Raw genomic sequence first — 13,642 nt, forward strand, 5'->3', positions numbered from 1 at the left:
TTTATTTCTTGTATCTCACCTCATACAGGTCATTCCTGCGGTCTTTCAAGTTGCGTACACTACCATAAGTATGCAGCTCGTTCAGCAAATCCAGATCAACATCCGATACCAAAATCATTTCGGTGTTAGGAGTTGCCTCTGCCCTCTTTCCGTCCGTTGGAAAAGCAAAGTCGCATGGGGTAAACACACCCGATTGAGCATATTGAATATCCATATTGTGCACACGGGGAAGATTTCCGACACTTCCGGCAATGACTACAAAACATTCATTCTCGATGGCACGTGCCTGCGCACAGACACGAACACGAGAGTAGGCATTCTGTGTATCTGTCAGGAAAGGAACAAATAATATCTGCATTCCCTGATCTGCCATCAGGCGGGAAAGTTCGGGGAACTCGACATCATAGCAGATCAAAACTCCAATCTTTGCACAATCCGTATCAAAAGTGTTCAGAAGTTTGCCACCATTAAGTCCCCAGCTTTTGATTTCATCGGGGGTAACGTGCAATTTCTCGTACATTTCATAGGTTCCATCCCGTCGACAAAGGAAACCTACATTATAAAGCAATCCGTCCTCTTTTACGTATGGCATACTTCCGGTTATAATGTTGATATTATAGCTAATAGCCAGATTCATAAACCGTTCCCGAATTTCATCCGTATACTTTGCCAATCCGCGAATAGCTTGTGATTCTCCTTTATCATTATACTTCGACATCAAAGGAGCATTGAAATATTCCGGGAAAAGAACAAAATCACTTTTATAATCGGATACTGCGTCCACAAAGAATTCTACTTGTTCGAACAGGTCATCCAATGTTTTATAACTACGCATCTGCCATTGCACTAGTCCTACACGAACCGTAGTTTTGGGACTGATATATTCCTGTGTAGGTGGCTGGTAATAGATATTATCCCATTGCAGCAAACAGGCATAATGTTTTGATTCCTCATCATTTGGCAGATAATTGGTCATTACCTTACGAACGTGGAAGTCATTCGACAATTGGAAAGTAAGTACCGGATCGTAAATCTCGCGTTGACGCACCCGTTCGATATATTCTTTCGGACGCATTTTGTCAGCATATTTATGATAATTCGGGATACGTCCGCCAAACATGATTGCTTTCAGATTCAATGTTTCGCAAAGCTCCTTACGATATTCATACATACGACGTGCGAGACGCAAACCACGATAGCCCGGGTGAATGAATACTTCAATGCCATACAGGATATTTCCTTTGGGATTATGTGTATTGAATGTTTCCTTACCCGTAACCTGTGCATACGTATGGTCGTTCTTTACTTTATCATAATCAACAATAATAGAAAGAGCACAACCAACTATTTTATCGTCAACGACTGTGACGATCTGACCCTCCGGAAAGATTTTAATTAACTTTTGTATCTGCTCACGAGTCCAAAACACATCGCTACCGTCAGAATAAACACGGGTAAACGATTGGGATAACTGTACATAATCTTCTATTTGCAGATTACGTATCTGCACTTTATTAATTTTTATCGGATGCTGTTCCATAACAATACGTGTTTTATAAAAGATGGCGCAAAGGTATAGTTAATCCTTTAATTGTGTTTTGAAACCAAGAAAAATTAATAATAGTATTTTATGTAAATTGAGTTATTCAATTCAAACTTATATGCTTTGACATTACTCTAACTCTAATATTTCTTTTACTTCACCTTCTCCTACATGCTTTCGTCCTTCTCCAAAGGTAAACTTAGTGCCTTCAGAAAAATTATCTCCTAAAGCTCTTCTAATAAGAAAAGCTATTTCAACTATCCCCTCATCTCCGGGATAAAAAGCCTCCCTATCAAGCAAAGTTATTTGACCAGAAGTTTTCGTCTCCTCAATAAAATCAAATAAAGGTCGATACCCACTATAAAATGGGTTTCTACGACCATCCTTATATAACCTTATACTAGCTATAATTCTAATCATAATAGTAACAATATAAAAAATAATCAACTAATTTGTGAGAATAAAGAATGGCGGACAATGTTAGCTATAAATATATTCATCAAAGTTATTCTAATAAATCGAAAAACAAAAAAATCAAATAGATATTTTCTAACATCAATTCATTTAATAGTCAAAAGGAATAATCGAACGATAATCTCTTTTACACAAATATATATTTTATTGTATTATCTATTTTATGTATTCTTTTTCAGCAAATTCCAAAGGTGAAGAAGCACACCGACATCACTTTTCATGTACCCACATATCACTTAAATTTATTGATGATCATTTATGCTTTCTAAAAATTTTAGTCTTCGCTTGTTTCTTATTGATAAAGTCGCTCTAATTTCATCAACAGATTTTATCTCCTTTTTAATATTCTCATTTTCATACTCTTCTTTGATAAAAAACATCCCTTTATAACGTTGATATAAATTGTATGGATAAAACTCCTGTATAGTATGCTTATCTCCTTTATATCTAGATAGTACTATTTTATTAAAAAAAGTCGACATAGGGAAATAGCATACATTACTTTCTTGCTGATTTAAGAAAAGTTCAATACTTCCAAAAGGAGGATGTTGCAAATCTTTTTCTTTTTTATTATACTGCCAATCATACACAGTTGCACTACCTTTACCTATTAATATCAGTAAAGGGATGTAATCATTCGAATATTGTTTCTTCATATACATGCCAAAAGGATCACAATGTACAGCAGGAAATGTTGAAACCGGATTGATATGTACATTATGTGCATAAACAATACTCTTCATGTCAACAGGAACTGAAAAATGTTCTAATAAAAATTTCGTATTCACAAACATTACTGAATCGCGACCTACAAATCGATTTACTCTCTCTGTTCCCATTTTCAGAGAAAGAGTTAGAATATGTAATATACACTCTACCTCATCCTCTGTAAGCAAATTTCGAATTTTAGTTTTGTGGGCTTTAAGATAGTCAATTGCTTTATTCCAATCTTTTTCCATCAGTAAACTTAATAACATATTAACTTCATATATCTTTTGTTTCTTATTTAAATGCATTATAAAATCGAAAATATCCATTGCTGAATTTTGATCTGCTTTCCACGTACTATTATAGTCTATACCTAATAAACACACCTTCTCTTTTGCCGTTTTACTAAAATTATGTAATCTCAATTCATTTATAAAATTCAGACTTTGGATATCAATAAACGCTGTTTCAATAGAATCAAGCATGAACTTACTATCCGTCACATACCTATTGTAAACAAGAGACATTTCCATAGGCATTTCCCAAAGGACTAGCTTGTACCCTCGTTTCTTTACACTTTCCATTATTAATCGATAAGCAAGATTACGAACAGAACTATTTCCATGTACGGATTCTCCTATGGCTATAATCTTTCCATTTTTCATTATATCTATTTCTCCAAATTCGTAATCAGTATTCAAAGGAATAAAATTGATATTCTTATTAGTTGGTAACTTCGGAAGGATCAAAGGGTATTCATTTATATTTTTATTGCCAATCATAATATCCAATTTAGAATATGCGATATATGCTTCCTTATTAAATTTGCCCTCAGTCCGAATCCTTATATTCAATAGGTTAACTCCAATCAATGGTATTTTCTTCAATACCTTGTTTAGTAAATGTCCCGAAGTAACTTTCACAGTATCTGAAAATATATATTTTTCTTCACTATTTATCCCATCTAATATAATAAAGATATTTTCAAGATTCTCTCCTTTGCTTTCAAATATCACCTGCCCTTCCTTCTCATTATTATTAGGAAGCACAATCCGTTGTTCTATTTCTGTACGAAGACGGTCAGATTGAAATCCTTTAAAATATTTTTTCGCTAATAACCTTCTCCCTGATTCTTCGATCAGATAAGGTACTGCACAACCAAGATATGCTGTGTTCTCCATCCATGGATATTCAATCGAAGAATTAGTGCTTATAGAAAAATGTAAATTATATACATCACTATAGCATTTAGAGACTGGTTGAGCTACACAGGATAAAGTGCAAACACAAATAAAAATCAATATGAAATATTCTTTCTTCCTCATTTGGTCTATAACTTTTTTCCAATAAATATCTACAATAAATTCAACAGATTAGTATAATATCAGTAAAATATACCTTTCAGTACATATGATTTTTATGATTTATCTGTGAAACTAATGCTAATGCTCGTTCTATTATTACATCCATATTATAATATTTATATTCCGCCAACCGTCCTCCAAAATATACACTATCCTGTTGCTGGGCTAATTCACGATACTTATTATATAATGTAACATTCACATTGTTATTTATAGGATAGTAAGGCTCTGCTCCCATTTGACATTCTAAAGGATATTCTTTCGTTATCACAGTATATGGTTGCTGCCCAAACTCAAAATGTTTATGTTCTATAATACGAGTGTAAGGAGTAACTGAATCCGTGTAATTTACCACTGCATTTCCTTGAAAATTAGACAAATTTTCTAATAAGCAAGTCTCAAACTTCAAACTTCGGTATTCCAAAGTACCATAACAATAGTCAAAATAACGATCTATTTCTCCCGTATATATTATTCTATTTGCTACATTATTAAAATATTCCTTATTAGATAAGTAATCAACTCCCAACAGCACATCGCTCCGTCGTAACATTCTTTCAATAATTGGAGTATATCCCCCAATCGGTATTCCCTGATACCTGTCATTAAAATAATTATTATCAAAAGTGAAGCGTATTGGCAATCGTTGGATGATAAAAGCTGGTAGTTCAGTCGCTGGTCTTCCCCACTGTTTTTCTGTATACCCTTTAATCAATTTTTCATAAATATCTTTCCCGACTAACGATATTGCCTGCTCTTCCAGATTCTTAGGTTCGATAATACCAGATTCCAGTTTCTGAAATTCAATTTTTGCTAAAGCTTCTATCGGTGTGGTCACTCCCCATATTTGATAAAAAGTATTCATATTAAAAGGTAGGCTATAAAGTTCACCTTTATAATTAGCCAATGGAGAATTTGTGTATCTATTAAATTCTGAAAATGAATTAATATAATCCCAAACAGTTTTATTATTTGTATGAAAGATATGAGCACCATATTTATGAACGATAATATCCCTGACCTTTTCAGTATATACATTCCCCCCAACATGGCTACGTTTATCTATAACCAAGCATGAACATGAACTTCGTGTTAACTGTTCGGCGATAACAGAACCATATAGTCCACAACCAATTATTAAATAATCATATCGCTTCATCTCACATTTTATCTAATCAATACTATACAAATAATTCATATTCTGAAACTTTATATTTCAAACGCAATATTAGGTTCAACTATTCTTTTTTCTTTTTATGGTCTCTCTAAATAGTGAAGTCAGTTCTGGAATATAATAATCGAAACTGAACCGTTTCCTCTCTTTCAAAACATTATCTTTTAAAACATTCATTCTTTCTTTATCCTTCAACTTTTTCGATAAATCATAAAAGTCACTAAAGAACACACCGATATCCAGTTTTCTCAAACACTCTTCCACTGCCACTATATTTCCAGAATTATCTCTTTGTATAATCGGTAAACCTGCAGCAGCATAAGTATTAATTCTCGCAGGTATATTTAAATCATCCCAAGTAACCTTTAACAAATCCCCTTTGTTATCACTGTGCAGACAATGTAACCAACCAGCATCGTACTGTGAGAACTCTTCAGTCCAATGACTTGGAGAACAATGTGGATGTACATGAAAATATTTAGGATATTTCCTAATAAAGTTAGCATATCTTTTTACTTTACAGGCATAGTAATTTTCCGTATATATATGTAGATGAATTCTATTTTCCACCAAAATATCCAAATTTCGTTCTGAAATACCAATCATTCTACCAGCAATAACCGTATGTACTTCTCCATCTTTAGAAGACAACTTAGGAGAAAAATTCTCTTTAAAATAGTCCAACTTTGGTAAATCCCCATCCATAATGAGAGATAATCCATCGGAAGGAATGAACTGTTCGAACCATCTCTTCACAATCTCATTCAAAAAGATTCTTGCAGTGGAATGTACTAACAAATAAATCAACTTATCCCAACTTCCTACACGCAAAGCAGCGAAAGGTCCTTCTTTAAAATGCCAAACAAAAGGTATATCTGGAAAAGTTTTTAAAACACTATATGCAAACGGAATAGCTCCCCAATTTAATAAAGCATAAATAATATCTGGATGTATTCTTTTTATTTCTTCTTGCCAATTGCTATTGGAAAGATCTTCTACATGACCAAACGAAAGAGGACCTATTGTTGCAACACTACATTTTGGTTCAGATATCCACAATCCGTACAACTTATGCCCGGCTTGTTCTAAAGCCAAAATACGTTCAGGGTTATAAGCTAATTCACCAACTATCAATATCTTCAAAGATTCTTGCTCTTCCACAGCAGGTGTAATATTCTTAAAATCAGAATATAATTCATACTCATCCCAGAATTTTTCTTTTGCAATTCTTATTCGTATGGGGTGTTGTATCTTATAATGACTTCTAACTCTGTTCAAACCACCACCATGTTTCTCACTTATTATTGAATGGCGTTGAAATGGATGGGGAGTCCAAAAACAAGTAATATCGGAGATTCTTATAAAAGATCCATGAATGGTCAATTTCCTCCAATACATAGCAAACAAATCATCACTTATCCATTCCGACCGTTCTACCCACCGTTCGTTAACCTTTTTATGAGCCACTTGTACTAGTTGCATTTCGAAACCTTTACGAACACCTTTGCTTTCAGTATCATTTGCTCTAATCAAAGAATCACTTACATCATAGCACACGCCAGTATATACAAGTACCACATCTTTATCCTGTCTAAAAGGCGCTTCCATCATTTCCAGATGATTTACAAAATAATAGTCATCGGAAGGTAGATAAGCAATCAAATCAAACTTTGCAACTTTAAGCCCTTGATTCAAAGCATAGCCTAATCCTTGATTGTTCTCATTCTTTATATAAACGACTCTTGCATCGTCTAAAAAGTCTGAGATAAACATCTCCGTCTCATCAGTACATCCATCATTGATAATGATTAATTCCCAATTAGGATAAGTCTGTTCATACAAACTAAGAATAGCCCTCCTTATAAAATGTGCCTGATTGTAAGTAGGCATTATGACTGAAAAAAAGTTCATTTTACAGATTTTATTTGCGAAAACAATATAACAACATCAACCTCTATTATTTATAAAACAGGCAAAAACAATATCACAACATTATTACTAGTATCAACTATCAAATAATTATATTCACCTATTTTTCAAAAGAATATCCGCAGTCTCTTTCAACATTTGTTCATAAGATGGCATAGGATAATCATCCGTTAGACTCTTTGGAGTTCTATACAATTGCAAACTCACTACTGATTCTACTCTATGCTCATTATATTCCATTAATCCCCATTTAACCTCATCATATTGCCGTTTAGTCAATACAGCCGAAAGAACAGAAGATATCTCTAAACCATATATTATAAATTCATGATAAACGTACTCTGACAATTCCCGTTTTTTAGCATAAGTACGTGGTTCACGACGAATATTCTTCAACAGATTGACTCGTAATAATTCTTCTTGCCTATCTATCAACAATGTATAAGAGGATACAAGAGACATGAAACGATTCAATACATTAAGCGTATCTGTAGGATTATATTTTTCATGAATCAAATAGTCTTCTTTTAAAAAAGATTCCATTGATGCCTTATCTTGAGGATAAAGAGAAATTCCATTGTATTTATCTCCCATTAATTTTAGCCTGTTACTGATATAGCTCAAATAAACCTCCTGAAATTTAGCTATTGAGCCATAACGAATCTTCAAAAAATCTGTAAAAGGATACAATTGCCCATTTCCTTCTGTAAGACCAAATCTATATTCTCCACCTTTCTTTATTCCATAAATGCGATATATAGGAAGATCCTTCCATGAAGCAGATTCATTTTTTACAGAAAGAATAAACACACTGTCCGATCTAAAGAACAGCTTCGTATTAATACGATTCCGCTCAAAGAAATCGTTATGATAGAAATTTACCTCTCCATATCGATTCTGCGCATACAACGTATCTTTATCAGAAAGACAAATATCCAAGTATTCAGGAGTATGTATAAAAGCATCATCAACAGTAGAGAAAAAATAGACCGGATCATATCTAACAACAGGAATACGTTTATACACCAATGCGTTATTCTGATCTTGACTATAACCCATATTACACACCAATAGCATTATTAAGAAAAATAACTGTATTTTTTTCATATAAACATGATTAAATTTATTTACTATCCAATAAATAATAGCTTTTAATAACTTTATTACTTCTCAAATCAGTTTCTGAGAGCCTTCTCGTAACTCCCTTTACAGGATCATAATACTCAAAATACCCTTCAACATTATTGACACCCGTTATAATAACATCATGTAACTCTTGAAGTTGAATATCTTCATTTAAATCACTTTCTCTCTCAACCAATCGTATATAAACCGGTTTACCACTAGAAACATGTTTGGTTATGTCACCTACCTTTTTAGATACTTTTACATTAAAATAATCATCTAAAATATCTTCTAATTTCTCATCACTCACAAAATATCTATTAATATTATCATTTTTATAATCTGATAAATCGGAAGTTATACCTGACTCTTTCAAATTTACCCCTAACATCTTACCTGCATTTACAATTGAGCCTACAATACATTCACCGTCATCCACTTTTATAAAATTCCAATCCTTTCCATGTCCTTCATCTCCAAAACCACCCCAGCTACCTCCTCCACCTCCAGAAGAATGATAGCCATAATAACCGTAGTAGCCATAATGATTGGAGTAATTATTATGGCCAGAATATACATTATTATTTGGATAGTAATTATTATATCCCGGATAACTACCTGCACTTCCTCCACCAGGCCATCCCGGCCAAAGAGAACCACCACTGCCACTACCTGGGTTACCATAACCACTATAACCACCAGGTTTTTCTGCATATATATAAACATCAGGAGTTACCCAACCCATACCTTCAACACAACCACCTTGCCATTGACCTGAATAAAATAAATAATTGTATTCTTCTTCAGTAAAAGGATCATCAGGGGTTCCTGAACCACCACCGATCAGACTTTTTTGAGAGTCTTTATTAATAAGACTACACTTGTCTGTTAAATTCAACAAACTTAATCGACCTACTTTTTTCATTATATAATTTTTTTCACGATTTCTATGCTCTTTATCACTCATTCAATCTATAAATACCTTCTTCAACACACCAAATCATTCTGAATATATGATGAATGGTTGGTTAGGACTTATTAATGGCTTCCCATTAGCAATTCCCTCTCGTATAATAGTATCTATCATTGTAGGATTGAATGTAACCCGTTCCGACATATTAGAATTATATGAAATATCTAAGTATTGAATATTTTTATGATTTATATCTACATCCGTCAAATCGTTGTAACATAATATAATACGATAAAGAGGATCACTAACATATATTCGCTTCAGTTTATTATAAGATATATTCAACTCTTTCAATGTACTAAATGAATTCTTTTCAATTTTCAACCAACCACTATATTGATTATGAGAAAGATTTAATTTCTCTAATTTTTTAGGTAAAAAACGGGGGATGATAGTATCCAACAAATTACCAGATAAATCAAGATTGTTTATTGTATATTTTGATAAATTCGGAAAATGCGTTATACTATCGTTTGATAAATCATATGATTGTAATATAGAATCATGAGATAATAAATAGAGACGCTCCAATTTAGTCATTTTTCTAGAAACTGCAACATCCACAACTTTACTCTTTTTATCTACTTGACAAGACAATAATAAAAAACAAGTTAATACATAAAACAACATTTTCATACAGTTATTTATTAGAAATAATCTTCTATATACAAATCGCCATTAGCATATTTGCATTTTAATAATGATAACCAAACGAACCACTCGTCGGACCTAGTAAACGTTTTCCACCAGCAACTCCTTCTCTCACTATAGTATCTATGTCAAGCGGTTCAAACCCAACTCTTTCTGGCATATTACGGTTGTAAGAAATATCAAGATATTGTATGTTCTTATGATTGAAACTAACAAATCTCAAATCATTATATGATAATAAAATCCGATAAAGAGGTTCACCTATATCTATTCTATTCAATGCGTTACAAGATATATCCAACTCTTGCAAAGTGGGTATTGTGTTTTTTTCTATTCTTACATGACCACGAAACTGATTATGCGAAAGATTTAATTTTTCTAACTTTTTAGGTAAAAAACAGGGAATGATAGTATCCAATAAATTATCAGATAAATCAAGTGTTTTAATACTATAAGCAGATAAATCTGGAAAATCCACAATACTATCATTTGATAAATCACAAACATTCATTATCGAATCAAAAGGTAATAAATAAAGCTGCTCCAATTTAGTCAATTCCTTTATCGAAACATATTCTACTGCCTTTTTCTTACTTCCTGTTTGACACGACAATAAGAAAAGAAAAACGATAAATATACAACATCTAATTTTCATACTACTCTATTTAAAATCATTTCTATATTCTTCTAACGCCGCATCTATAACATCGTGATCGTACTTTTTCATATATTCATGCATATTAATATCACGCTGCTCATTAGTCGTCCATTCATTTGTTTCTTTATCTATAAATATGTCAATAAATTCTTGACTATATCCCTTTTCTTGTAGGATATTATATGTTTCGTATATTCCTTTATCCGCCTGAAGAAAAGCATCATTGAATATCGCAAAATGATTTGCATGTATTGCCTCATGAGTCAATGTGACGACCAATGCTTCATCTGTTGTTTTTACTTTGCTCCGATCATAACCAATATTATCTATTCCTTCAAGAGGAATATCCCAGCCCTGTTCTGTTGCATACTGACTATTAAAAACCATATGATAAGAATCATAAGACTTCCATGTTGTATAAGCTGTCACATTTTTAGCCATATCTTCCAAACTAAATGTTAGATGCACATACCCCTTATCAAAATAACTTAGTAGAGTTTTAATCACAGAATTACTTTTTAAGATACTGGTCAATTGCTCATTAAATACAGGTTGTGAGTTTGTATTAAAAGTAAAATGACGACTATCATTGATATTTACACCATCAGTCAATGAGCTACTGTTATCAGAGCCTCCCCATCCACCTCCTCCACCTCCAGAAGAATGATAACCATAGTAGCCGTAATAACTATAAGGTTGGGAGTAATTATTATTGCCTGGATAAACATTATGATTTGGATAGTAATTATTATGTCCTGGATAACTACCTGCACTTCCTCCACCCGACCAGCCCGGCCAAAGAGAGCCACCGCTACCACCAGAACCACCACTACCAGGCTTACTATAACCACCATAGCCACCAGGCTTTTCTGCATATATATAAACATCAGGAGTTACCCAACCCATACCCTCAACACAACCACCTTGCCATTGACCTGAATAAAATAAATAATTATATTCTTCTTCAGTAAAAGGATCGTCAGGTGTTCCTGAACCACCACCGATCAGACTTTTTTGAGAGTCTTTATTAATAAGACTACACTTGTCTGTTAAATTTAACAAACTTAATCGACCTACTTTTTTCATTATATTACATTTTTCTTAAATTCAACAGCATTAAGTTCTAAAACCATACAATGTTTTCCATTCATATCATAATCTCACACCACAGTATCATTCAAATTAAATTATAAATATATATTAAATTAAAGTCATAGTATTCATAAAGTCAAATCAATTTAAACATAATAGAGAGTGTATAATAGCTTCGTACAGGTTTACCATCTTTCAATCCAGGCTCCCATTTTGGCATTTGTTTTAGAATTTCCAATGCAGCTTTTCTAAAAAAGAGATTCTTTCCTAAGGGACTTATATCTTTAATAATATAAGGATGACTGATACTACCATCCTTCTCCACTATAAATCTTATACGAATATTCCCTTGTTCATGAGATGAACTATATTTACTTGTCGTTTTACTCAAATAATTAAATAAAGCTTTCTTTCCTCCAGGAAACTCTGCCTTTACTTCTGGTTTATCATAGACAGAATCACCAACTAGATTATCTTTTTTTATATACTCCCTCTTTACTGTGCTTGCTCGTTGATAAGTATAAGGTAAAATTCGTAATTCTCTCGAATAATACTCCCAATGACAATCAGCAATAGAATGATTAAAATCAAAAGAATATTCTATTTTAATATATGATTTTAATAAACAACACGGTACTTTGTATTTTCCAACATACATCTTACGAGGAGGAATTTTTATCAAAACATTCATTGAATCAGTGGCTTCAAATTCATAACATTTCAAATTGGTAGATTTATATCGTCCACTATTTTTATAAAAATAGATACAGCTTTCATTATCCAATAATATCGTCATTTCATTATCAGACAAATTCTGAAGTTCAACAACTATCTCATTAAGAGAGGAATAATAAATTAATGTATTAAACTTTTGTTGCTGTGCACAAAGTTCAATATTGATATTCCATAAAATCAAAAAATAAAATAGAAATCTAATCTTACCCATAATGAAACTATTCAACATTTAAAAATCATATTCTTTTGAAAATTCAGCCATTTTCTGGTAATACCAGATTCGAAAATTTCTTTCTTCCTCGTAGGCTAAAGAAACATTTGGACACAATTCTTTTTCTTTCATATATGCATTGATCTCATTTTCGTAATGAGTAAGCTCAGCTAAACTATTGACTGTAAAATATGCCCTCAACTCAATATCACTTGCTTTTCCTTCATAATACGTATTGTTAATATATTCTTTAAAATTATCAGGAACACTATCATAGTAATCTATCGATACTTCCTTCATATTTGTAGATAACACATCACCATCATAATTAACATGCATACATTCATGTACCAATACTGCGATAGAATCTTCCACTGATAAATCAAAAAAATTAGCACCTATCGCAATATCTCTCCCAAAAGTATTGACCTTCCATGCTCTAGCATATCTTTCATCTGAGAAATAAAAATCTATGCCAAATATATTTACCCCTATATCTGATAATATATTCCGATATGCATATTCCATAGCATTCCAGCGCTGTTCATTTGTGCCAGAATATAAAGCATCCATTAGAATTTCTTTTATTATTCTATACGATTCCGTTGTGCTATCATCATGTCCATGATCACCAGAACCGCTTGCCCCTCCTCCACCTCCAGAAGAATGATAACCATAGTAGCCATAATAACTATAAGGTTTGGAGTAATTATTATGGCCTGGATAATCATTATGATTTGGATAGTAATTATTATGTCCTGGATAACTACCTGCACTTCCTCCACCGGGCCAGCCCGGCCAAAGAGAGCCACCGCTACCACCAGACCCACCACTACCAGGTTTAGTATAACCGCCATAGCCACCAGGCTTCTCTGCATATATATAAACATCAGGAGTTACCCAACCCATACCCTCAACACAACCACCTTGCCATTGACCTGAATAAAATAAATAATTATATTCTTCTTCAGTAAAAGGATCGTCAGGTGTTCCTGAACCACCACC

11 protein-coding genes and 1 pseudogene are annotated in these 13,642 nt (G+C 32.9%); all 12 read right to left on the reverse strand.

The window, feature by feature from the left end; translation table 11 throughout:
• Position 1: 1 nt before the first annotated feature.
• Complete coding sequence (locus tag I2I04_RS01800; protein ID WP_004295880.1) at positions 2-1,540, reverse strand: carbon-nitrogen hydrolase family protein; 1,539 nt, start codon at positions 1,538-1,540, stop codon at positions 2-4.
• A gap of 132 nt (positions 1,541-1,672) precedes the next feature.
• A complete protein-coding gene (locus tag I2I04_RS01805) occupies positions 1,673-1,963 on the reverse strand; it encodes a hypothetical protein (protein ID WP_195472755.1) in 291 nt (96 codons plus the stop codon).
• A 296-nt stretch (positions 1,964-2,259) separates the two neighbouring features.
• The gene (locus I2I04_RS01810) at positions 2,260-4,050 is read right to left on the reverse strand and encodes an erythromycin esterase family protein (RefSeq protein WP_195654119.1); all 1,791 of its coding nucleotides are present in this window, start codon (positions 4,048-4,050) and stop codon (positions 2,260-2,262) included.
• Positions 4,051-4,126: 76 nt separating this feature from the next.
• Positions 4,127-5,248, reverse strand: coding sequence for a UDP-galactopyranose mutase (gene glf, locus I2I04_RS01815; protein WP_195654120.1), 1,122 nt, complete (start codon positions 5,246-5,248; stop codon positions 4,127-4,129).
• 75 nt (positions 5,249-5,323) lie between these two features.
• A complete protein-coding gene (locus I2I04_RS01820) occupies positions 5,324-7,174 on the reverse strand; it encodes a glycosyltransferase family A protein (protein WP_195654121.1) in 1,851 nt (616 codons plus the stop codon).
• Between the two features lie 114 nt (positions 7,175-7,288).
• A complete protein-coding gene (locus tag I2I04_RS01825; RefSeq protein ID WP_195654122.1) occupies positions 7,289-8,299 on the reverse strand; it encodes a hypothetical protein in 1,011 nt (336 codons plus the stop codon).
• Between the two features lie 16 nt (positions 8,300-8,315).
• Entirely contained in the window at positions 8,316-9,242 is a 927-nt protein-coding gene (locus I2I04_RS01830) for a hypothetical protein (protein WP_195654123.1), read from the reverse strand.
• Between the two features lie 75 nt (positions 9,243-9,317).
• Complete coding sequence (locus tag I2I04_RS01835; RefSeq protein ID WP_195654124.1) at positions 9,318-9,926, reverse strand: hypothetical protein; 609 nt, start codon at positions 9,924-9,926, stop codon at positions 9,318-9,320.
• A gap of 58 nt (positions 9,927-9,984) precedes the next feature.
• Positions 9,985-10,596 (reverse strand): hypothetical protein, encoded by a 612-nt coding sequence (locus I2I04_RS01840; protein WP_195654125.1) that lies wholly within the window; start codon positions 10,594-10,596, stop codon positions 9,985-9,987.
• Between the two features lie 6 nt (positions 10,597-10,602).
• Positions 10,603-11,685 (reverse strand): hypothetical protein, encoded by a 1,083-nt coding sequence (locus tag I2I04_RS01845; RefSeq protein WP_195654126.1) that lies wholly within the window; start codon positions 11,683-11,685, stop codon positions 10,603-10,605.
• A gap of 142 nt (positions 11,686-11,827) precedes the next feature.
• The gene (locus I2I04_RS01850) at positions 11,828-12,637 is read right to left on the reverse strand and encodes an energy transducer TonB (protein WP_195654127.1); all 810 of its coding nucleotides are present in this window, start codon (positions 12,635-12,637) and stop codon (positions 11,828-11,830) included.
• Positions 12,638-12,655: 18 nt separating this feature from the next.
• A pseudogene (locus tag I2I04_RS01855) lies at positions 12,656-13,642 on the reverse strand (hypothetical protein); the annotation flags it as partial.

It is taken from the genome of Bacteroides sp. 1001136B_160425_E2 (assembly GCF_015559655.1).
GTDB classification, from domain to species: Bacteria; Bacteroidota; Bacteroidia; order Bacteroidales; family Bacteroidaceae; genus Bacteroides; species Bacteroides luhongzhouii.